The organism is Streptomyces spirodelae, assembly GCF_017676385.1.
GTDB lineage: Bacteria > Actinomycetota > Actinomycetes > Streptomycetales > Streptomycetaceae > Streptomyces > Streptomyces spirodelae.
Map to the genome: position 1 here is coordinate 123,402 of NZ_JAFFZN010000022.1, position 19,513 is coordinate 142,914.

Annotated in this window: 19 protein-coding genes and 1 pseudogene; 7 read left to right on the forward strand and 13 right to left on the reverse strand. The window is 70.5% G+C overall.

Annotated features, from left to right (window positions below; translation table 11 throughout):
• Nucleotides 1-1,323 carry an MFS transporter gene (locus tag JW592_RS22775; RefSeq protein ID WP_209267051.1) on the forward strand — a complete coding sequence of 441 codons (1,323 nt, stop codon included), beginning with the start codon at nt 1-3 and terminating at the stop codon, nt 1,321-1,323.
• 105 nt (nt 1,324-1,428) lie between these two features.
• Here the strand turns inward: JW592_RS22775 and JW592_RS22780 are convergent, their stop codons facing one another.
• A complete protein-coding gene (locus JW592_RS22780; RefSeq protein WP_209267052.1) occupies nt 1,429-1,842 on the reverse strand; it encodes a DUF3224 domain-containing protein in 414 nt (137 codons plus the stop codon).
• A gap of 5 nt (nt 1,843-1,847) precedes the next feature.
• On the opposite strand from JW592_RS22780, the gene JW592_RS22785 reads away from it, so the two are divergent.
• Nucleotides 1,848-2,042: a WCX domain-containing protein gene (locus JW592_RS22785; protein ID WP_307805507.1), complete on the forward strand. Its 195-nt coding sequence runs from the start codon at nt 1,848-1,850 to the stop codon at nt 2,040-2,042.
• 71 nt (nt 2,043-2,113) lie between these two features.
• On the opposite strand, the gene JW592_RS22790 is transcribed toward JW592_RS22785, so the two are convergent.
• Genes JW592_RS22790 through JW592_RS22800 form a run of 3 tightly spaced genes read right to left on the reverse strand, consistent with a single transcriptional unit; the run spans nt 2,114 to nt 4,789 of the window.
• Nucleotides 2,114-2,764: a response regulator transcription factor gene (locus tag JW592_RS22790; RefSeq protein ID WP_209267053.1), complete on the reverse strand. Its 651-nt coding sequence runs from the start codon at nt 2,762-2,764 to the stop codon at nt 2,114-2,116.
• Nucleotides 2,728-4,002, reverse strand: coding sequence for a sensor histidine kinase (locus JW592_RS22795; RefSeq protein ID WP_209267054.1), 1,275 nt, complete (start codon nt 4,000-4,002; stop codon nt 2,728-2,730). The genes JW592_RS22790 and JW592_RS22795 overlap by 37 nt, the downstream gene beginning before the upstream one ends.
• On the reverse strand, nt 3,992-4,789 hold the full coding sequence (locus tag JW592_RS22800) for a CPBP family intramembrane glutamic endopeptidase (protein ID WP_229376594.1): 798 nt from the start codon (nt 4,787-4,789) through the stop codon (nt 3,992-3,994). The genes JW592_RS22795 and JW592_RS22800 overlap by 11 nt, the downstream gene beginning before the upstream one ends.
• 257 nt (nt 4,790-5,046) lie before the next feature.
• Between JW592_RS22800 and JW592_RS22805 the strand changes: the two genes are divergently transcribed.
• From JW592_RS22805 to JW592_RS22825, 5 genes are all read left to right on the forward strand, one after another.
• Nucleotides 5,047-6,075 (forward strand): TetR/AcrR family transcriptional regulator, encoded by a 1,029-nt coding sequence (locus JW592_RS22805; protein WP_209267055.1) that lies wholly within the window; start codon nt 5,047-5,049, stop codon nt 6,073-6,075.
• Between the two features lie 104 nt (nt 6,076-6,179).
• Complete coding sequence (locus JW592_RS22810; RefSeq protein WP_209267056.1) at nt 6,180-7,070, forward strand: beta-keto acid cleavage family enzyme; 891 nt, start codon at nt 6,180-6,182, stop codon at nt 7,068-7,070.
• An 83-nt stretch (nt 7,071-7,153) separates the two neighbouring features.
• The gene (locus tag JW592_RS22815; protein ID WP_209267057.1) at nt 7,154-8,134 is read left to right on the forward strand and encodes a 3-hydroxyacyl-CoA dehydrogenase NAD-binding domain-containing protein; all 981 of its coding nucleotides are present in this window, start codon (nt 7,154-7,156) and stop codon (nt 8,132-8,134) included.
• Entirely contained in the window at nt 8,131-8,574 is a 444-nt protein-coding gene (locus tag JW592_RS22820; RefSeq protein ID WP_209267058.1) for a thioesterase family protein, read from the forward strand. Before JW592_RS22815 ends, JW592_RS22820 begins: the two co-directional genes overlap by 4 nt.
• Nucleotides 8,575-8,856: 282 nt before the next feature.
• Complete coding sequence (locus JW592_RS22825) at nt 8,857-9,762, forward strand: TauD/TfdA dioxygenase family protein (RefSeq protein ID WP_209267078.1); 906 nt, start codon at nt 8,857-8,859, stop codon at nt 9,760-9,762.
• A gap of 117 nt (nt 9,763-9,879) precedes the next feature.
• Here the strand turns inward: JW592_RS22825 and JW592_RS22830 are convergent, their stop codons facing one another.
• From JW592_RS22830 to JW592_RS22870, 9 genes and pseudogenes are all read right to left on the reverse strand, one after another.
• The gene (locus tag JW592_RS22830) at nt 9,880-10,869 is read right to left on the reverse strand and encodes a zinc-binding dehydrogenase (protein ID WP_209267059.1); all 990 of its coding nucleotides are present in this window, start codon (nt 10,867-10,869) and stop codon (nt 9,880-9,882) included.
• Nucleotides 10,870-10,971: 102 nt separating this feature from the next.
• Nucleotides 10,972-11,883 (reverse strand): hypothetical protein, encoded by a 912-nt coding sequence (locus JW592_RS22835; protein ID WP_209267060.1) that lies wholly within the window; start codon nt 11,881-11,883, stop codon nt 10,972-10,974.
• 111 nt (nt 11,884-11,994) lie between these two features.
• Nucleotides 11,995-13,869, reverse strand: a complete 1,875-nt coding sequence (locus JW592_RS22840; RefSeq protein WP_209267061.1) for an AMP-dependent synthetase/ligase — start codon at nt 13,867-13,869, stop codon at nt 11,995-11,997.
• A 190-nt stretch (nt 13,870-14,059) separates the two neighbouring features.
• The gene (locus JW592_RS22845; protein WP_209267079.1) at nt 14,060-14,776 is read right to left on the reverse strand and encodes a TetR/AcrR family transcriptional regulator; all 717 of its coding nucleotides are present in this window, start codon (nt 14,774-14,776) and stop codon (nt 14,060-14,062) included.
• A 182-nt stretch (nt 14,777-14,958) separates the two neighbouring features.
• Nucleotides 14,959-16,350: a dicarboxylate/amino acid:cation symporter gene (locus tag JW592_RS22850; RefSeq protein ID WP_209267062.1), complete on the reverse strand. Its 1,392-nt coding sequence runs from the start codon at nt 16,348-16,350 to the stop codon at nt 14,959-14,961.
• Between the two features lie 450 nt (nt 16,351-16,800).
• A pseudogene (locus tag JW592_RS22855) lies at nt 16,801-17,100 on the reverse strand (DUF4229 domain-containing protein); the annotation flags it as partial.
• A 53-nt stretch (nt 17,101-17,153) separates the two neighbouring features.
• A complete protein-coding gene (locus tag JW592_RS22860; RefSeq protein WP_209267064.1) occupies nt 17,154-17,867 on the reverse strand; it encodes a UdgX family uracil-DNA binding protein in 714 nt (237 codons plus the stop codon).
• Nucleotides 17,868-18,102: 235 nt separating this feature from the next.
• A complete protein-coding gene (locus tag JW592_RS33435) occupies nt 18,103-18,927 on the reverse strand; it encodes a hypothetical protein (protein WP_209267065.1) in 825 nt (274 codons plus the stop codon).
• A gap of 98 nt (nt 18,928-19,025) precedes the next feature.
• Nucleotides 19,026-19,478, reverse strand: a complete 453-nt coding sequence (locus tag JW592_RS22870) for an Lrp/AsnC family transcriptional regulator (RefSeq protein ID WP_019354131.1) — start codon at nt 19,476-19,478, stop codon at nt 19,026-19,028.
• Nucleotides 19,479-19,513 lie beyond the last annotated feature (35 nt).

Here is a 19,513-nt window from a genome sequence, read left to right on the forward strand (position 1 = left end):
ATGACGGATCCAGCGACCCGAGCCCCTGACAGAGGGCTACTCGATCGCATAGGGCTGCCGAAACCCCTGGTTCTCGGATACATCGGCGTACTGCTGTTCATGATCGGTGACGGGGTCGAGAGCGGATTCATCGCGCCGTACATGGCCGACCACGGAGCGGGCACCGACGTCAAGGCCGGCTATGTCATCACCGTCTACGGCGTCGCCGTGATGCTGGCCTCCTGGTTCTCCGGCGCGCTCTCCGAGGTGTGGGGTCCGCGCACGGTGATGTGGGTGGGCCTGGGCATCTGGGCGGTCTTCGACGCGCTCTACCTGGTCTTCGCGCTCGGCACCGAGAACTACCCGATGATGCTGATCCTCTACGGCATCCGCGGCTTCGGCTATCCGCTCTTCGCCTTCGGCTTCCTCGTGTGGATCACCGGCAGCGCTCCCAAGGCCCGGCTCGGCACTGCCGTGGGCTGGTTCTACTTCGCCTTCACCGGCGGCCTGCCCACCCTCGGTTCCCTGTGGTCCAGCTTCACCATCCCCGCCATCGGTGAGATGGGCACCCTGTGGACCGCGCTCGGCCTCATTCTGCTCGGGGGAGCCGTCGCGCTGGTCGGCGCCAAGGGACGGGAGGGCGGCGACCGGCTGGCCGACCCCGACGTCACCACCGGTCAGTCGCTCTTCAACAGCGTCTCGATCATCTGGACCCACCCGCGCGTCCTGGTCGGCTGCCTGGTGCGGATCATCAACACCGCACCCGAGTTCGGCATGCTCGTCTATCTGCCGCGGATCTTCTCCGACGACGTCGGCTTCGGCACCGACAAGTGGCTCCAATTGCTGGCGATCATCTACGGCACCAACATCTTCTTCAACCTGATCTTCGGGGCCGTCTCCGACAAGATCGGCTGGCGGACCACCATCGCCACGTTCGGCGCCTTCGGCTGTGCCGTCAGCGTGACAGTGCTCTACTTCGTGCCCACCTGGCTCGGCCCGGACTACTACTGGGTCGCCGTGCTCGCCGGCATGCTGTACGGCGCCACGCTGGCCGGTTTCGTCCCCATCTCCGCGCTGATCCCGAACATGGCACCCGAGAACAAGGGCGGCGCGATGGCCCTCCTCAACCTCGGTGCGGGCGGGGCCGCCTTCGTCGGCCCGGCCGTCGCCTCGCTGTTCCTCCCGCTGGTGGGAGCGGGCGGCGTGACCATCGTCTTCCTGGTGCTGTACCTGGTCGCCATGGTGCTGACGTTCTTCCTCAAGATGCCGGAGGAACAGGGCGGCTCCGCTGCTCCGGCCAGCCCCTCCCCCACCGGTAAGAGCTCGGCCCCCACACCGGCTTAGCCCCTTCTCGCGGGGGCCTGCGGGAGGGAGCACGACGGCGGTCGGCGGGAGCGAAACGCCCACTGACCGCCGTCGTGTTCGTGTGTCGCGCGGGGCCGCCGGGCCTCAGCCCCGCAGCTCGTAGGAGAAGGTCACCTTCACCTCGTTCTCCCCCTCACGCACTTCGAACCCTCCCGTACCGGACAGACCGGCGAGGTCGCCCGTACCCGAGCCCGGAACCACCTCGAAGGTGCAGCGGATGACGCCCTCCTCGTCGAAGGTGCCCTTCTGGTGGACGACGAAGGTGCCCGCGTGGCCGTCGACCGACCCGGTCAGCAGCTCCATTCCGCAGAAGGAGCCGTACTTCCCGGTGGTGTAGGTCAACAGGTACTGGCAGGTGGTGCCCTCAGCCTCGATGCCGCCGCTGTAGTTGTTGACGATGGCTGCGTGCGCCAGCCGGGGGCCGCGGTCGGCTTCGGTGACGTTCTCCTCGTCCCAGGACGAGACGGTGAAAGCGGCGTCGGTGGACTGCTGGGTCATGTGAGGTGGCCTTTCACTGCGCTTGCTGTTCGACTGCGGACCGGCAATCCTTCCGGCTGTACCTGACACCTTGTGCGGTCGCCGTCTCGGATCTGCTCAGCCTGGGCGCGGAGACGGAGGTGCTGGGCCCGCCCGCGCTGCGGAAGGCCGTGATCGAAGCCGTCCGCGCCCTGGCAGCCCGCTATCCACCGGCCGTCTGACGGCCTGCGCGGGATCGGCCGACGCACATGTGGCCGTCGGCGCCTGCCCCTGCGCACCGGCGGGGCCGGCCTCAGCGCTTGAGATAGGCCAGCACAGCAAGCACTCTGCGGTTGGCGTCCGCCGACGGGCTGATCCCCAGCTTGGCGAAAATGCTCGCGACATGCTTGGCGACCGCACTCTCGCTCAGGTACAGACAGCTCGCGACGGAGGAGTTCGACCGGCCTTCGGCCATCAGTTCCAGCACATCGCGTTCACGGGGCGTGAGAGAGCCGATCGTGCCGCGGGCGTCCCCACGGGAGAGCAGCCGTGAGACGACCTGCGGGTCCATCACCGTCCCTCCGGCGGCGACCCGCCGGACCGCGTCGAGGAACTGCTCGGTGTGTGTGATCCGGTCCTTGAGCAGATAGCCGACGGCCCCGTCGCCTCCGGCGAGCAGTTCGTTGGCGTACAGGGTCTCGACGTACTGGGAGAGGACGAGAACGGGCAGACCGGGTCGTCGGCGGCGGGCTTCGAGTGCGGCCTGGAGCCCCTCGTCGGAGTAGGTCGGCGGGAGCCGGACATCCACGACGGCGAGGTCGGGTGCCTCCTCGTCTTCTTCCAGCAGTGCGCGCAGCAGCGACGGGCCGTTGTCCACCGCGACGACCTCGTCGCCGTGCTCCCGCAGTGTGCGGGTCAGCCCGTCCCTCAGCAGGAAGAGGTCTTCGGCGAGGACGACACGCACGGAATCTCCATCGTCAGAGTGGTGGGCCCGCCCTCCGGGCTGTGCAGGGCGAGGGTGCCGTCGAAGGCGTCCAACCGCTCCCGTACGCCGCTGAGTCCGGTACCGCGCGACGGGTCGGCACCGCCTCGGCCGTCGTCGGTGACGGTGGCACGCAGCAGACCGGCCTCGTAGCTCAGGCCGACGCGTACCTCGCGGGCGGCGGAGTGCTTCGCGGCGTTCGCCAGCGCCTCGCTCACCGCGAAGTAGGCGGCGGACTCGACCGGCGCCGGGAAGCGGCCCGGCAGCCGGGCCTCGACGTGGACGTCGAGGAAACTGTCGAGCGCCAGCGCGCGGACGGCATCACCCAGGCCCCGGTCGGCGAGGACGGGCGGATGGATGCCGTGGACCAACGACCGCAGGTCCGCCAGTGCCTGCTCGGAGGTGGTGCGGACATCCAGCAACAGCTCGCGCGATGCGCGCGGGTCCGTCTCCAGCAGCCGCGTCGCCCGGTCCACCGTCATCCCGAGCGCGACCAGCCGGGCCTGGGCCCCGTCGTGCAGGTCCCGCTCGATGCGGCGGAGTTCGGCGGCCAGGGTGTCCAGCGCCCGGGCGCGGGTGTCGGCGAGATGCTCGACCCGCCGGGCGAGCCGGGCGCCGCGCGAGGCGGAGAGCAGCGGACGTCCCAACCGGGCGTGCAGCCGCAGCGTGGCGGGGGCGATGACCAGCCCGGCGCCCATGAGGGCCAGGCCGAGTGCGAGCGCGGCCAGCATGGTCGGTGTGCTGTGCACCGGGACGAACGCGTACCAGTTGCCGTCGCCGAGAAGCCGCCAGACGAACGGCTGCACCAGTACGCCGAACGCTCCGTACTCGACCAGCGCGAGGGGCGCTGCGACCACGAGCCCGCCCGCGACCGGCTCCAGCCAGGCCCACGTCAGGTCGCGCCAGAACCCCTCGTCGCCGAGGACAGCCGTCGAGCGGGCGCGGGCGTTCCGGTGCCGGTCGCCGTGCAGCGGCTCAGGACTGCTGACCGGCGTACCCGTCCACCTGGCAGCACGGGCTCGCGAGCGGTCGGACAGCGCACGCAGCCAGCGTGCGGCCCGCGGCAGCAGCCAGAAGCCGACCCCCACGGGCAACAGCAGCAGGGCGAGGACCACCAGCGAGCCGGTCGCCGACACCGCGAGGGCATGCAGGCTCGCCACCTGGCACCGGCCCAAGGCCACACAGGCGCGGGAGACGGGCGCGCGCGACTTATCGAACATCTCTCATGATCGAGGGCAGCCTAGTCGGCGCGGGCGTGGACGACTGCGCCGCACTGCCCCGGCCCGGACCTGCCGCCCGGACCCACCACACCGCCGCCACCAGGCACGACGAGCCGAAGAGCACCATGGGGAGCACCGCACCGGACTCCTCGTCCATGGCCAGCAGCATGCCGAGGTTGATCAGGGCGTGGAAGCCTCCCGCCAGCAGCAGCCTGGACCCGCCCGCACCGTCGAGAGCCCAACCCAGCACCACCGACATGGATACGGCCGCCAGCAGGAACGAGGCCGCGTACAACGGGTGCTGTGCGAAGACCTGCACATGCCAGACACCCCACACCACGCCTACCACCATCGAGGCGCCCAGCCGGCCGAACCGGGGGCGCAGCAGGGGCTGCAGCAGGCAGCGCCATCCGATCTCCTCTCCACACGCCCCGATCAACTGCGCCACCGCGACCAGTACGAACGGGGCGGCAGGGCGCATCAGCCGGACCTCCCCGGTGACCGCCGCGTACCCGGCGGCGGCAACGATGGTGATCAGCGGCGCCGTGACGAGCAGCAGTGCCCCACGCACCCGGACCGACCGGCCCCCGGCGAACAGTTCACGCACCCGTCCGGGCCACAGCAGCGCGACGATTCCCACGCCGAGAGCGGGGCCGAACTGTGTCAGCTGAACGACTTCGGCGGGTATCCGGGTCACGGGCTGCACGGCGCCCAGCGCGCCGGCCGCCAGAAACGCGACGGCGAGGTACAGCACCGTCATCTTGATCTCAACAGGTCTCCTTCGCATGGCGCCGACGATGCCGCGCCGCCGGGTGGCCGCCATTGCACCTGGCTGTCGGACAGGGGTGTACCTAGGTACACCCCTGCCGTGATCGCGTCGGACGATGCACATCGGACGGTGTCGCGACGGATGAGCGTTGCGCTGCTGACTGACGCATCAGTCAAGCAGCGCAACAGATTGTTTCCTACGCTCTCACCTGGGGAAATGAAAAGCAGCCGAACAACGTCATTGCGATAATCTCAACAGAGTCGTACGGTGGCGCCATGCAGCACACAGCAGGCGGCCACGGGGCGGTCGGCCGCACCCCCGGCAGCCACGCGGCGAGTGACAGGCTTCAGGACAGCGCCGGTGAGATCGCCGAGCGCGTGCGCAAGGTCGTCGAGGCCACCGGATGCAGCCAGCGGGAGTTCGCCCGACGCGTCGTGATGGACCCCTCGAAACTCTCCCGCTCCCTCAGCGGTACGCGCCGCTTCACCGTCGCCGAACTGGCCCGGATCGCCGACGCCGGCGAGGTGGACGCAGGCTGGCTGCTCGGCTCTGGTGGTGCGGAACCGACCACCCCCGCTGCCGCTGTGCACAGCTCGTCCACCACCGGGGCGGACTCCACAGGGACGGACTCCACCGGGACTGAAGGGCCGAATGCCACCGCACCGTCACCCGCACCCCGGACGCCCGTACTCCCCTCAGCGGGGCGTCCGTTGCAGATCGTGCGGGAGACGGTGCGGTTGATCGCGGAACACGGCTTCCACGCCGTACGGGTCGCGGACATCGCGGCCGCCTGCGACACCAGTACAGCCGCCATCCACTACCACTTCCCCGGCCGGGCCGAGCTGCTGGAGGCAGCCGTGCGCTGGTGCATGGACGAGGACACCGCCAGCCGTGCGGCGCGGATCGCCGAGGCCGGTGCGGACGAGGACGCCGCGGCCGAACTCCGGGAACTCCTCGCCCTGCAGACGCCGCGGACCGAACAGCAGCGGCGGCAGTGGCTGGTGTGGCTCGACCTGTGGGCCGAGGCGGCACGCTCGACCGCCATCGGTCGCCTGCACGTCGACTACTACCGGCAGTGGCGTACCACCGTCGCCGACGTCATCCGGCGCGGTATCGCCCAGGGCGTCTTCCGCGCGGTGGACCCCGAGTTCAGCGCGCTGCGGCTGACCGCGCTCATCGACGGGCTGGCCTCCCAGGTGCTGGCCGGCGCCGCCGGAGCGGAGGACGGCACCGGCCCCGACGACATGTACGCGGCGCTGCTCGCTCATATGCGTACCGAGTTGTTGCCGACGAACGTGGACTGAGCGACCACCCGGCCCTTCCCCTGCCGTTTCCTCGCCCCTGACGAGCCCCTTTCCGCCGCCGGCCCCGGGCCGGCACCCTCCCCTTCCCTACCGGAGGTATCGCCATGTCCATGACCGAGAATGTGATCATCACCTGCGCCCTCACCGGCGCCGGTGACACCGTCGGGCGCAGCCCGCATGTGCCGGTGACGCCCGAGCAGATAGCCGTCTCGGCAGTCGAGGCCGCTCAGGCCGGTGCGGCTGTTGTGCACATCCACGTACGGGACCCGGAGACCGGTGCGCCCTCGCGGGACCGGAAGCTGTACCGCGAGGTCGTGGAGCGGATCAAGGAGACGGGCACCGACGTCGTCATCAACCTGACCGCCGGCATGGGCGGTGACCTGGTGCTCGACGCCGACCAGCCGTTGGAGAAGGGCGCGCTGGACGGCACGGATCTGGTGGGCGGACTCGACCGGTTGCCGCACGTCGAGGACCTGCTCCCGGACATCTGCACCCTGGACTGCGGGTCGCTCAACTTCGGCGACCAGCTGTATGTCTCCACCACGGAAATGCTGCGGAAGGGGGCCCGGCGCATTCAGGAGCTCGGCGTCAAGCCGGAGTTGGAGATCTTCGACACCGGGCAGCTGTGGTTCGCCAAGCAGTTGCTGGACGAGGGGCTGCTGGACGAGCCGACCCTCTTCCAGCTGTGCATGGGCATCCCGTGGGGGGCTCCAGCGGACCCGGGGGTGTTGCAGTCGATGGTCAACTTCCTGCCGCCTGGCGCGCAGTGGGCCTCTTTCGCGCTGGGACGGATGCAGATGCCGTGGGTGGCGCAGTCGATTCTGCTCGGGGGGAATGTGCGGGTGGGGCTGGAGGACAACCTGTATCTGAGTCGGGGGGTGAAGGCGACGAACGGGCAGCTTGTGGAGCGCGCCGTGCGTATCACCGAGGACCTTGGGGCCTCGGTGGCTTCTCCCGATGAGGCCCGCACCCGCCTGGGCCTCCGGCCCCGGTAACCCCCCTGCCGCCTGACGCCTCGCCGACGAAAGAGGGTCAGAGGGCTCGGCCCTCAGTCAATGGAAGCGATCAAGGAGGAGATATGGAAATCCCTCACGATGAGGTGCGGCGCGTCACCTGTGTGGGCGCCGGAGTCATAGGCGGCGGCTGGGTCGCCCATTTCCTGGCCCGCGGCTACGACGTAACCGCGTGGGACCCGGCCCCGGACGCCCCCGGAAAACTGCGCCGTCTGGTGGATGCCGCATGGCCGGCGCTCACTCAGTTGGGACTGGCGGAGGGAGCCGCAAAGGAGCGGCTCACCATCGCGACGACTCTCGAAGAGGCGTGCGCGGAGGCACAGTTCGTGCAGGAGAGCGCACCCGAGAAGCTGGAGCTGAAAAGGCAGCTGCTGGCGCAGTTGGACGCGGCGACGCCGAAGGATGTCGTCATCGCCTCGTCGACGTCCGGGTATCCGATGACGGACATGCAGACCGAGGCGGCCGATCCCGAGCGGCTGCTCGTAGGGCACCCCTTCAATCCGCCGTACCTGATCCCTCTCGTGGAGGTGGCCGGAGGCAACCGCACCGCGCAGCGAGCCGTGGAGTGGGCGTCGCGGTTCTACGAGGTGGCGGGCAAGTCGGTGATCACGATGAACCAGGAGCTGCCGGGGTTCATCGCCAACCGGCTGCAAGAGGCCCTGTGGCGTGAGGCCCTGCACATGGTGGCCAATGGTGAGGCCACAGTGAAGGAGATCGACGACTCGATCACCGAGGGGCCGGGGCTGCGATGGGCGTTCATGGGCCCGTGCCTGACATTCGCGCTGGCAGGCGGCGAAGGGGGGATGGCCCATATGCTCGACCACTTCGGCCCGTCGCTGAAGTCGCCGTGGACCCGCCTTGAGGCGCCGGAGCTGGACGCGGCGCTGCGGGACGCCATGGTGGCGGGCTGCGAGGAAGCGGCCGGCGGCCGCAGCATCGCCGAGCTGGTCGCCGAGCGGGACCAGGGGGTCATCGACGTGCTGAGGGCAACCGGCCGAGTGCCCGGCAACGGCCGACTGCCCGGCGGGAAGGGGGCCGGAGAATGACGCGGCTGCCGACTTTCGAGCAGACGGTGCGGCCGGAGTGGATCGACTACAACGGCCATATGAGCGAAGCGTTCTACGTGCTGGTCTTCGGCCACGCGACGGACGCGATGATGGACGAGGTGGGTCTGGGGCCGATGTACCGGGAGCGCACGGGCTGCTCGCTGTACACGGTCGAGGCGCATGTGCGGTATCTGGAGGAGGTGGCGGAAGGTGCGTCGCTCGCGGTGCGTACGCGGGTTCTCGGCGCTGCCGGGCAGAAGCTCCGGTTCGTCCATGAGATGCGTGTCGGGGAGCGGCTGGTCGCCACCACTGAGCTGTTCGCACTGCATGTGGGCGCCGAGGGCAGCGTCCCGTTCCCCGAGGAGGTGACGGAGCGGCTGGCGGCGCTCGTCGAAGAGGCGCCCCGGTGGGCGGGGCGGGCCATCGCGCCGGTGGGCTGACCTGGGCGATGTTGACGATTCAGCCGACTGATCCCACAATGAGCGGCATGGTCGCGCACTCCACTTCTCCGCTCGGACGCCATGGCGTCCCGTGGCGGCGTGGGTGCGAGCGATCCGGTCTCTAGGTGCGATTCCGGCTCCCGGAGGGAGCCATGGAGCCGCCGCGCGGTCGCGCGGCAGGTGCGTTGTCCACCGTTGACCGGATTCGCTGGAGGATTTTCCGTGAGCGTCACCACCACCTCTGAGACCACCCCTGAGTTCACCCCTGAGACGACTGCCACCGTGCGGGACGCCCGCGTTCCGGAGGGCGGTCTGTACGAAGGCGTGCGCATTCTGCGGCCGTTCCCCGAGAGCTGGGAGCAGCGGCCCTACGAGCTGATCGAGGTCGTGCCGCAGACCCGCGTCATCGGCGCGGAGATCCGCGGTGCCGATCTGTCCGGGCCGCTGAGCCCCGCGCTGCGCGAGGAGCTGAACCGGGCGCTGCTGGAGTGGAAGGTGCTCTTCTTCCGGGGAGCGAACCTCACCCCCGAGCAGCAGGCGGCTTTCGCGCGGAACTGGGGCGAGCTGGAGACCAATCCGCTGCTGGCGCGCGGCTCCAGCGACGAGATCGTCCGCTTCGAGAAGGACGCATCGACCAAGCCGACGTACGAGAACGTGTGGCACACCGATGTCACCTTCCGCGAGCGCCCCGCCATGGGCGCGGTGCTCCAGCTGCGGGAGGTCCCGCCGCTGGGTGGGCACACCATGTGGGCCGACATGGCAGCCGCGTACGACAATCTGCCGTCTCAGGTCCGGGAGCGGATCGACGGGGCGAAGGCGGTGCACGACTTCATCCCCGGTTTCGCGCGGTTCACCCCGGCGGAGCGGCTGGCCGAACTCCAGGAGCAGTTCCCGCCGGTGGAGCACCCGGTGGTGCGTACGCACCCGGAGTCGGGCCGCAAGATGCTGTTCGTGAACACCTCGTTCACCACCCACATCGTGGGGATGGAGCGCGAGGAGAGCGACCGGCTGCTGGCCGAGCTGGTCCGCCAGGCGCATGTGCCCGAGTACCAGGTGCGGTTCGCCTGGCAGCCCGGTGACATCGCGTTCTGGGACAACCGCGCCACCCAGCACTACGCCCTGTTCGACTACGCGCCGCACCGGCGGGTGGCCGAGCGGGTCGCCATCGTCGGCGACCGGCCCTTCTGAGGCCGTCGGCCGCCGGCCACCAGCCGCTTCGCCCGCCCCCTCTTCCCCCGGGAGGGGGCGGGCGAAGCGTCTCCCCTTTTTCTCCCCGCGGCTGCCGGCGGGCTTCGCCGGGTGGCTTCACTCCACGCTCAGCAGTGTCTTACCCAGCGTTTCGCGGGCTTCGATGGCGCTGTGTGCCTTGGCGGCGTCCGCCAGCGGGAAGGTCTGGCCGATCACCGGACGCAGCCGGCCCGCCGCCGCCTCGAACAGGGCGCGGTCCAGCAGCGGTTTGGCCTCGGCCGGGGTGAGCTGGACCTGTTCGATGCCGGCCAGCGTGACCTCGCGGGCCGCCGCGGCCTCCGGGTCGAGTTCGGCGAAGCCGCCGGAGGGTGCGCCGTGTGCGGAGAACCGTCCTCCGCGTGCTGTCAGCTCGAAGGCGGCGCGGCCGATGGCGCCGCCCGCGCCGTCGAAGACGACGTGGACGCCGGGCTCGCCGACGGTCTCGCGTACCCGGTCGGTCCAGCCGGGCAGCGCGTAGTCGACGACCGCGTCGGCGCCCAGTTCCCGCTGGGCGAGGGCGAGTTTCCGCTCCCCCCGGGCCGCCGCGACGACCCGGGCTCCGGCGGCCCTGGCCAGCTGGACCAGCAGCGCGCCGAGGCCGCCGGCCGCCGCCAGGACGAGCACCCAGGCGCCGGGGCGCAGATTGCCGCCGCTGACGGCGTCGTCGAAGAGTCGCACGGCGGTGGGTCCGTCGTGCACCAGCGCGGTCGCCGTGGGCAGGTCGAGCCCCTGCGGCACGACGCTGACCGTCTCGATCGCGGCGAGCGCGCGCTGTGCGTACGCGCCCTGCGCGGGCGAGGCGGTCTTGGTGACGACCTGCCTGCCCTGCCAGGCGGCGCCGATGTCCGGGCCCAGCCGGCCGATCCGGCCGCCGACCGCGCCGCCGGGGACGTAGGGCAGTGCCGGCGGGAAGAAGGCGCCGTCGCGCCGGATCTGGGTCTCGAGGAAGATCACGTCGGCGTAGGCCACCTCGACGACGGCCTGCCCCGGGCCGGGTACGGGGTCGGGGAGGTCGACCACCTTTAGGACGTCGGGCTCGCCGAACTGCCGGACCTGGATTCCACGCATCTCCACCACTCTCCTCGTGCCGACGCCCCGATGACGTCGGCCGGATGGAGAGCAGTCTTCAACTTGAACGAAGGTTCAAGTCAATCCGTGCCGGTGCGCTCGTCAGCCGGCGGGCGAGCGCACCTCTTCCCGGATGCGGTCGACGCGTTCCGCCCACGCCTGGAGGTCCACGCTCTTGGGGTCGACCGAGTAGGTGTCGGCGCTGTCCTTGGCGACATAGGCGGCGGTGCCCGGGTCGCTCCAGGCGCAGACCGGGATCGTCAGCTTGCGCCCGGCCTGGTTCTTGACCAGCACCTCGCAGGTCAGCGGGTCACTACCGGAGGGGATGATGTCCCGGCGTTTGACGGCCACGTCCATGGCCGGGCCCGACTCCATGCCGTTCATCATCTGGTTCTTGGACAGTTCCGGGTTGCCGTAGTCCTCGCCGGTGGCCGCGCCGTAGAGCAGGCGGGAGGTGTCGGAGGAGTTGGAGTAGGAGCCCAGGTACGCGGTCTCGCCCGGCTGGGTGGGCTTGATCGAGTCGCTGAGGTCCTTACGGAGCCGGTAGCGGCCGTCCTCCAGCGTCTTGGGGAAGCTCAGCTTGTAGGTGGTCCGCGACTTGCTGGGGCTCGGCGTCGGCTCCTCCTCGCTCGCGGAGGGCTCGGCCGAGGGTGACTCCGACTCCTCGGAGGCCGCCTTGTTGTCGGCGGAGTCCTTCTTGTCGTCGTCTCCGCCCGAGAGCACCACCAGCGTTCCCGCGACCGCTATCGCGACCACCAGCACGGCCGCCACCACGATGCCGACCACCTTGTTGCCGCGGTTCGGGGGCGGGGGCGGCGGGCCGCCGTACGGGCCGGAGAAGCCGGACTGCCCGAAGCCGCCACCGGGAGGCTGCCCGAAGCCGCCACCGGGAGGCTGGGCGAAGCCGCCGCTCTGCGGCTGCCCGTAGCCGCCACCTTGCGGCGGCGGGCCGAAGCCACCGCCGCCCGGGGGCTGGACAGGGGGCTGGTTCGGTGGCTGCGGGGGTGTCGTCATCCCGTGTTCCCTCCCGGCGAGGGAGGCGTACCCCATCCCCCGACCGTGCTCTACTGGCGCTTATGTCACGGTACCGCCGTTTGGCCAAAGGATGACTCTCGGGATACCCGCTCAGCGCACGTAGAGCTTGTCGATCTCCGTGGCGAAGTCCCGCACGATCGCGGCGCGCCGCAGCTTCATCGACGGCGTGAGATGTCCGTCCTCCTCGGTGAAGTCGCGCTGGAGCACGGCGAACCTGCGGATCGACTCGGCCCGCGACACCAGCGAGTTGGCCTCGTCCACGGCCTGCTGGAGATTGCGCAGCAGATCCCCGTCGACGACCAGCTCGGCCATGCTCAGATGCTCCTTCTTGTGCATCCGCTGCCAGTGTGCGAGCCCGTCCGGCTCCAGCGTCACCAGCGCAGAGACGAACGGCCGGTTGTCACCGATCACCAGGCACTGGCTGACCAGCGGATGCGCGCGCAGCCAGTCCTCCAGCGGGGCCGGCGCCAGGTTCTTGCCCGCGGAGGTGATGATGACGTCCTTCTTGCGCCCGGTGATGCTCAGATACCCCTCCGAGTCGAGCGCGCCCAGGTCCCCGGTGGGCAGCCAGCCCTCAGCGTCGCGGTGCGGGACCACGCTCTCGCTGCGCGCTTCCCAGTAGCCCGCGAAGACGTGATCGCCCTTGATGAGCACCTCGCCGTCGTCCGCGATCCGCACAGCCGTCCCCGGCACCGGCCAGCCCACCGTGCCCAGCCGGGGCTTCAGGGGCGGGGTCGCGGTCGTCGCAGCGGTCGTCTCGGTGAGGCCGTAGCCCTCGTAGACGGTGACACCGGCGCCCTCGAAGAACGCCGCGAGCCGGTGCCCCAGCGGGGAGCCGCCGCAGATGACGTAGCGGCAGCGGCCGCCCAGTACGGCCCGGATGCGCCGGTAGATCAGCGAGTCGTACAGCCCGCGCGCGGCCCGCAGCCCGAAACCCGGGCCGCGGCCGAAACCGTGCTCCTGCGCCTCGACGGCCTCTCCGTACCGCTGTGCGATACGGGCACCCCGGTCGAACGACGAGGCGCGGCCCAGCTGCTCGGCCGTGGCCCGGCCGGTGTTGTAGATCTTCTCCAGGATGTAGGGGATGCCCAGCAGGAACGTCGGCGCGAACGCCGCCAGGTCGGGGAGGAGGTCATCGGTCTTGACGCTGGGCGCGTGCCCGAGTCGCACCCGGGCGCGCAGACAGCCGATGGCCACCATCCGGCCGAACACGTGCGACAGCGGCAGGAACAGCAGCGTCGCCGCCGGCTCGGAGTACCGTGCTTTGAAGACCGGGTGGAGCAGCTCGATGGCGTTGTCCACCTCGGCGAAGAAGTTGCCGTGCGTCAGCACGCATCCCTTGGGCCGGCCGGTGGTGCCCGAGGTGTAGATGAGCGTCGCGACATGGCCCGGACCCAGCTGTGCCCGGCGCTCGGTGACCAGCGCGTCCGGTATCTCGCGGCCGGCGTCCACCACATGGCCCACGGCGCCCGAGGAGAACTGCCACAGGTGGTCCAGCGCGGGCAGGTTGCCGCGCTCGGCGCTGAGCAGCCGGGTCTGCTCGACGTCCTCGACGAAGCAGGCCCGGGCCCGCGAGTCCTGCAGGATGTGCCGGGCCTGCGAAGCGGAGGAGGTGGGGTAGACGGGCACCGTGATCAGTCCGGCCGCCCAGGCGGCGAAATCCGTGAGCGTCCACTCGTAGATCGTCCGGGCCATGATGGCCACCCGGTCGCCCGGCCGCAGGCCCAGCGCGATCAGCCCCTTGGCCATGGCCTGGACCTCGGCGGCGAAGTCACGGGCCGTCATGTCCCACCAGGCGCCGTCCCGTCCCTTGCGGCTGAGAGCCGACTCGTCGGGGGCCTCGGCTGCGTTGGTGAAGGGGATGTCGGCGAGGGACCCGCTGGTCACCCTCGGCGCCAGGGGCGGTACGGAGACCTCGCGGACCCTGCCGTCCTCCACCTTCTTGTGCGGCTCGACCAGTTGCATGGTGACGGCTCCTTCATCACACGTGCGGAGAGCCCCGTCCTCAACCGACTCCTGAACGCGACAGTAACCTTCGCCTCAGTAACCTTACTGAGAGGTAAAGCTACGGGAGCCGGAGCGGTTTGGGGAATGGCCGGTCACCACCTTCATGGGACGCACACACAAGCGGCCCGCCACCTCACCAAGCGCGGCCTCAGCCGCCGGGCCGGCCCCGGGCAGGAGCAGGGGCGGGGGCGGGGCCCCGGGCAGGGCCAGGGGCAGGCGTCCACCGGGCGCCCTTCATCAGATTCTCCAGCCCCGCCCAGCAGAAGTTCATCAGCGTCGCCGCCGTCTCCTTCGCCGAGGGCGCCGTAGTGGAGCCGGCGGCTTCGTCCGCGAAAAAGTGCTCGGCGGTGCGGGAGTTGGCCCACTCGGCGAGCGACTCGGCCGCACCGACCAGGGCGTGCGCCAGCCCTGAGACCTCCCGCTCGGCCAGCTCGCTGGGGCAGCCGGCGTCCTTCGCCGCCTGCCCCAGCAGCGCCGTCACGATCGCGACCACCTCGACCCGCATCGCGGCGACCTCACGCGCGAACGGCTCCCCCTGGGTACGGGCGCGGTAGAGCACCGCCACACCGTCCGGGCGGGCCGCGGTGTGCGCGAAGAACGCCGTGAGGCCGCGCCACAGCTGCTGATCCGCTGTCAGCCCCCGCGCCCTGGTGCCCTCCCGTACGGCGGCCACCAGCGCCCCCACCTCACGCCGGACACAGGCCATGAACAGGTCTTCCTTGGACTTGAGGTAGAGGTAGACCAGCGGTTTGGAGACACCCGCTGCCTCGGCTATGTCGTCCATGGAGGCGGCCTGGTACCCGTGCCGCGCGAACGCCGCGACCGCGGCGTCCAGCATCTGGCGCTCCCTCACCTCGCGCGGCATGCGCTTCTGCCCCACACTCCCATCCCTTCACCCCGTCTGCCCCGTGCCCCCGGCCGGCCCGGCGGCGCCGTTCCGTGCGGCGCGCCGATCCCCCTCAACTCCGGCCCCGCGCAAGCCTACGCGCCCCCGGCCGGGTGACCGGGGGCGCGAGAGATGAAGCGGGACGGAGGGAAAACTTCCCGTCAGCTTGCCGTGACCGGTTCCCGCCCGGCCGCCTTGCGGGGTTCGGCCGGGGTGTCGTCGGCCTCCTCGACGGAGAAGCTGCGTGCGGTGGCGAACGCCTCGCGGTCCAGGATCTTCTCCTTGGCCGAGACGAGGACCGGGATCACCGCCTGGCCAGCGACGTTGGTGGCCGTACGCATCATGTCCAGGATCGGGTCGATGGCCAGCAGCAGGCCGACGCCCTCCAGCGGGAGGCCCAGGGTGGAGAGGGTGAGCGTCAGCATCACGGTGGCGCCGGTGAGGCCCGCGGTGGCGGCCGAACCGATGACCGAGACGAAGACGATCAGCAGGTACTCCTTGACGCCCATGTCGACGTGGAAGAACTCACCGACGAAGATCGCCGCGATCGCCGGGTAGATGGAGGCGCAGCCGTCCATCTTCGTCGTGGAGCCGAACGGCACGGCGAAGGACGCGTACTCCTTGGGCACCCCGAGGCGCTCGACCACCTTCTGGGTCAGCGGCATGGTGCCGACCGAGGAGCGGGAGACGAAGGCGAGCTGGATGGCGGGCCAGGCGCCCTTGAAGAACTGGACCGGGTTGACCTTGGCGACCGTACCGAGGAGCAGCGGGTAGACGCCGAAGAGCACCAGCGCGCAGCCGATGTAGATGTCGGCGGTGAAGGTCGCGTAGCTGCCGATCAGGTCCCAGCCGTAGTCCTTGATGGCGGTGCCGATCAGGCCGATGGTGCCGATCGGGGCCAGCCGGATGATCCACCACAGCGCCTTCTGGAGCAGCGCCAGCGCGGACTCGCCCAGGGTGAGGATCGGCTCGGCCTTCGCGCCCAGTTTCAGCGCCGCGATACCGACGACGACCGCCATGAAGACGATCTGCAGCACCTTCAGTTCGGTGAACGGCGTGATGATGTCGGTCGGGATGATCCCGGTGAGGAAGTCCAGCCACGAGCCGGTGGTGTCCGGCTTGGCGGCGTCCTCGGCCGACAGCCCGGTCCCGGAGCCCGGGTTGGTGAGCAGGCCGATGAACAGCCCGATCGCCACCGCGATCAGCGAGGTCGCCATGAACCACAGCAGAGTGCGGGTGGCGAGCCGCGCCGCGTTGTGCACGTTGCGCAGGTTGGTGATCGAGATGGTGATCGCGAAGAACACCAGCGGCGCGACGGCGAGCTTCAGCAACTGGACGAAGATCTCGCCGATCTTGGTGAGGGTCGTGCCCAGCCAGGCCACGTCCCAGTTGCGCGCGGCCCAGCCGAGGACCACGCCGAGTACGAGGCCGAGCAGGATCTGCGCCCAGAACGGCACCTTGGGTATGCGGGACTTCTCGGGTGTGTCGGGTGCGGCGGTATCGGCGGCGGGAACCGACGAGGACGACGAAGACGACGAAGACGACGAAGACACGGACAGACTCCGGAGGCGTCAGAAGGCGGACTGTGGGGAAGAGCGTCGCGAGCAGAAGATCGCGGGGCGAAGGGTCGCGCCGGAGGGTGGTCCGGCCGCGCTGTCAGCGACAGCTCGCCGACATGCAGCGGCAGAGATCGACATGCAGCCGCGCCACGAGCGCCGGGCCGGGGTGGCCCCGGTGCGCGTCGGAAGTGGTGGCTGCGTTCGTCATGGCCGTCACGCTAACACTCCGTCTTTGGCTTACCCAAAGCTCTCCTTTGGGTGACAGTTACGGAAAAGCTCAACGCCCCACCGGGAAAAGCTCATTCCCGGTGGGGCGTCGACGACGGTGTGAGGAGGGTTACATCACCCCCGGTGTGCGCGGTGCGCTCAGGCCGAGCCGGTCCTCGGTTCGGCCTTCGGCTGCGGCGATTCGGCCTTCCGCAGCGGCTGTGCCTGCGGGTCCTGGACCTCGTCCTCCTGGGTCTGGTTCGCCGCCAACCGCTCCTTGGCCCGGCCCACGCCGCCCGCGATCTGCTCCGCCATGGCGGCCCGCTGCTTGCGCAGCAGCACATAGCTGAGCGGCGCCGAGAGGATCAGCGCCAGCAGCACCACCCAGATGGGGTTCGACTTGCCGACTCCGGCGGGAAGGATGCCGAAGTGCGTCAGCAGCCCGACGACGACGAGGCAGCCGACGAAGATGCCAAGTCGCATGGTGGTGTAGCGGAGCGTCGCGTGCGAAGTGCTGCTGCTCACGTGGGTCTCCATGCTTTTGGGCGTTTCGCGGTTCCTCACCAGTCAAGCACAGCCCCAGAAGTGATCTACGCGCGCCCCGAAGGCTCCAGCATCCGCGCAGCGACCCGCAGATCGGCGAGGAACCCGCCGTAGACCTCGTCCTGGTCGTCCGCCCGCAAGATCGCCGAGGGATGAATGGTGGGCACGACCAGCTCGGTCCGCCCGTGCACCTCACGCTCCGTGCAGGAGCCCCGCTCCTTGGTGACCCGGAACGAGGAGCCGAACAGCGCCTTGCCCGCCGTCGCGCCGAGGACGACCAGCACCTCGGGCTCCGTCAGCACCAGCTCGGCGGCGAGCCACGGCCCGCACGCCGTCATCTCGCGCAGCGTCGGCGGCTTGTGGATACGCCGCTTCCCGCGCCCTTCCTCGTGCGCCCACTTGAAGTGCTTGACGGCGTTGGTGACGTACGTCTGCGCCGGGTCGATGCCCGCCTCGTCCAGCGCCCGGTCCAGCATCCGGCCCGCCGGGCCGACGAAGGGCGCGCCCTTCCGGTCCTCCTGGTCGCCCGGCTGTTCCCCGACGAGGAAGACCCGGGCGTGTGCGTCGCCGGTGCCGAAGACGGTCTGCGTCGCGTTCTCGTGCAAGGGACAGCCCCGGCACCCGGCCGCCGCCTCCCGCAGGGCCCGCAGCCCCGCGTTTCCGCTGCCGCGCCGACCGGACTCGGGGAGGAAGGGTGTCGCGTCGTACGCGTCCTCGGGCCGCTCGCCGTCCGTAGCGCCTTTTGCTGGTTTCGCTGCCATACGACTCGCGGTACCCCGCGGAACGCTGACTTAGCAGGGCCTTTGAGGCAGATTGCGCATTCGCCGGCCAGGCACGCAACATCCTGGCCGCCGGACGGGCGGACAGGCTGAACGCCTCGTGGAGCGCAGGTAAGACCAGGACAAACGTCCCGGCGCAGCGCGATGAAGCAGGAAGCCCCCGGACGGGTCGAACGACTCAGGCCGGACTCCCCAGCCGCGAGGCCGGGGAAGCACGTCAAACCCGCATGGGCTGGGGGGTCTCGCGCCGCTGCGGGTCCGGGCCCTCGTGGCTGCGCACCGCGCCGTAGTGGGCGTCGCGCTCGACGGGCCGGAAACCGGCGTCGCGGATCGCGACCAGCAGGTCCTCGCGGGTGAGCGCGTCGGCGTCCTGCCCAGCGGCGCTCTCGTCGTCCACGACGCGGCCCGTCAGTTCGTCGGCGCCGTGCTGGAGCGCGAGCTGCGCGGTCTGCTCGGTGTGCAGCGCCCAGTCGGCCGCCAGGTGCTCCACGTTGTCCAGCAGCAGCCGGGCGACGGCGAATGCCTTGAGCACCTCGGCTCCGGTCGCGCCGCGCGGGCCGTCCTGGAGCAGCGGTACGGCGACGTGGAACCCGCCGACCTCGTCCTGCAGTTCGCGCAGCCGCAGCACCCGCCCGACGAGCTGGGCCGGGTCGACGGGGGCGTCGGCACCTCCGTAGGGCAGGGCGTACGCCGTCAGTGCCACCCCCTCGGGCAGGGCATCCCGGAGCGCGCGCACCGCGCCCGCGAGACCGCCGGCCTCCGCCTCGGAGCCGGCGCCGGTGCCGGTGCCGGTGACCAGCCGCAGCTCGGTGACGCCGTCGGCCGCCCACCGGGGGGTGAGCGCCACCGCCTGGTCGAGGTCCGTCACATCCTGCGGCAGGTGGGCGGCGAAGTAGGCGATGTCGCCGCTGTGCCTGCTGCGCACCTCGTGCGCGAGGCCGCCGAGCCAGGCCAGGTCGTCGCAGCCGTACAGGTCGATGCCGTCCTCACGGGTCAACCGCTCACCGGAGCGGACCTTCCGCTCGATGTCCGCCGCGTCCATTCCTCGCGCCACCTGCCTGCCTCGGTCCGTCTTCCGCGCCGCCGTCTTCCGTCTTGATCCGCGCGCCCGCCCGACCCTACGCCAGGCCCGCCGCGGCCCTACTCCTCGGGCAGTTCCCCGACCCGGTTCTCCCACTTGGTCGACAGCACGATCGTCGTCCGCGTCCGTGAGACGCCCTTGGTGCCCGAGAGCCGGCGGATGGTGCGCTCCAGGCCGTCCACATCACCGGCGCGCACCTTGAGCATGTACGAGTCGTCACCGGCGATGAACCAGCAGTCCTCGACCTCCTGGAGGTCGCGCAGCCGGGTGGCCACCTCCTCGTGGTCGGTCGCGTCCGAGAGCTGGATGCCGATCAGCGCCGTCACCCCCAGCCCGAGCGATGAGGCGTCGACGGTCGCGCGGTACCCGGTGATCACCCCGGCGGCCTCCAGCCGGTTGATCCGGTCGGTGACGCTGGGGCCCGACAGGCCCACCAGCCGCCCCAGTTCGGCGTAGGAGGCTCTGCCGTTCTCCCGCAGCGCCTGGATGAGCTGCCTGTCCACCGCGTCCATGGATGCCGCTGCCTCCTGTACGTAGAAGTCCGGAG

Excerpts from the sequence above, each read along its gene's own strand:
- JW592_RS22805 (WP_209267055.1), top strand. The coding sequence starts at position 5,047 with ATGCAGCACACAGCAGGCGGCCACGGGGCGGTCGGCCGCACCCCCGGC.
- JW592_RS22775 (WP_209267051.1), top strand. The coding sequence starts at position 1 with ATGACGGATCCAGCGACCCGAGCCCCTGACAGAGGGCTACTCGATCGC.
- JW592_RS22820 (WP_209267058.1), top strand. The coding sequence starts at position 8,131 with ATGACGCGGCTGCCGACTTTCGAGCAGACGGTGCGGCCGGAGTGGATC.
- JW592_RS22795 (WP_209267054.1), bottom strand. The coding sequence starts at position 4,002 with ATGTTCGATAAGTCGCGCGCGCCCGTCTCCCGCGCCTGTGTGGCCTTG.
- JW592_RS22835 (WP_209267060.1), bottom strand. The coding sequence starts at position 11,883 with ATGACGACACCCCCGCAGCCACCGAACCAGCCCCCTGTCCAGCCCCCG.
- JW592_RS22830 (WP_209267059.1), bottom strand. The coding sequence starts at position 10,869 with ATGCGTGGAATCCAGGTCCGGCAGTTCGGCGAGCCCGACGTCCTAAAG.
- JW592_RS22810 (WP_209267056.1), top strand. The coding sequence starts at position 6,180 with ATGTCCATGACCGAGAATGTGATCATCACCTGCGCCCTCACCGGCGCC.
- JW592_RS22845 (WP_209267079.1), bottom strand. The coding sequence starts at position 14,776 with ATGCCGCGCGAGGTGAGGGAGCGCCAGATGCTGGACGCCGCGGTCGCG.
- JW592_RS22815 (WP_209267057.1), top strand. The coding sequence starts at position 7,154 with ATGGAAATCCCTCACGATGAGGTGCGGCGCGTCACCTGTGTGGGCGCC.
- JW592_RS22800 (WP_229376594.1), bottom strand. The coding sequence starts at position 4,789 with ATGCGAAGGAGACCTGTTGAGATCAAGATGACGGTGCTGTACCTCGCC.
- JW592_RS22780 (WP_209267052.1), bottom strand. The coding sequence starts at position 1,842 with ATGACCCAGCAGTCCACCGACGCCGCTTTCACCGTCTCGTCCTGGGAC.
- JW592_RS33435 (WP_209267065.1), bottom strand. The coding sequence starts at position 18,927 with ATGGACGCGGCGGACATCGAGCGGAAGGTCCGCTCCGGTGAGCGGTTG.
- JW592_RS22840 (WP_209267061.1), bottom strand. The coding sequence starts at position 13,869 with ATGCAACTGGTCGAGCCGCACAAGAAGGTGGAGGACGGCAGGGTCCGC.
- JW592_RS22860 (WP_209267064.1), bottom strand. The coding sequence starts at position 17,867 with ATGGCAGCGAAACCAGCAAAAGGCGCTACGGACGGCGAGCGGCCCGAG.
- JW592_RS22870 (WP_019354131.1), bottom strand. The coding sequence starts at position 19,478 with ATGGACGCGGTGGACAGGCAGCTCATCCAGGCGCTGCGGGAGAACGGC.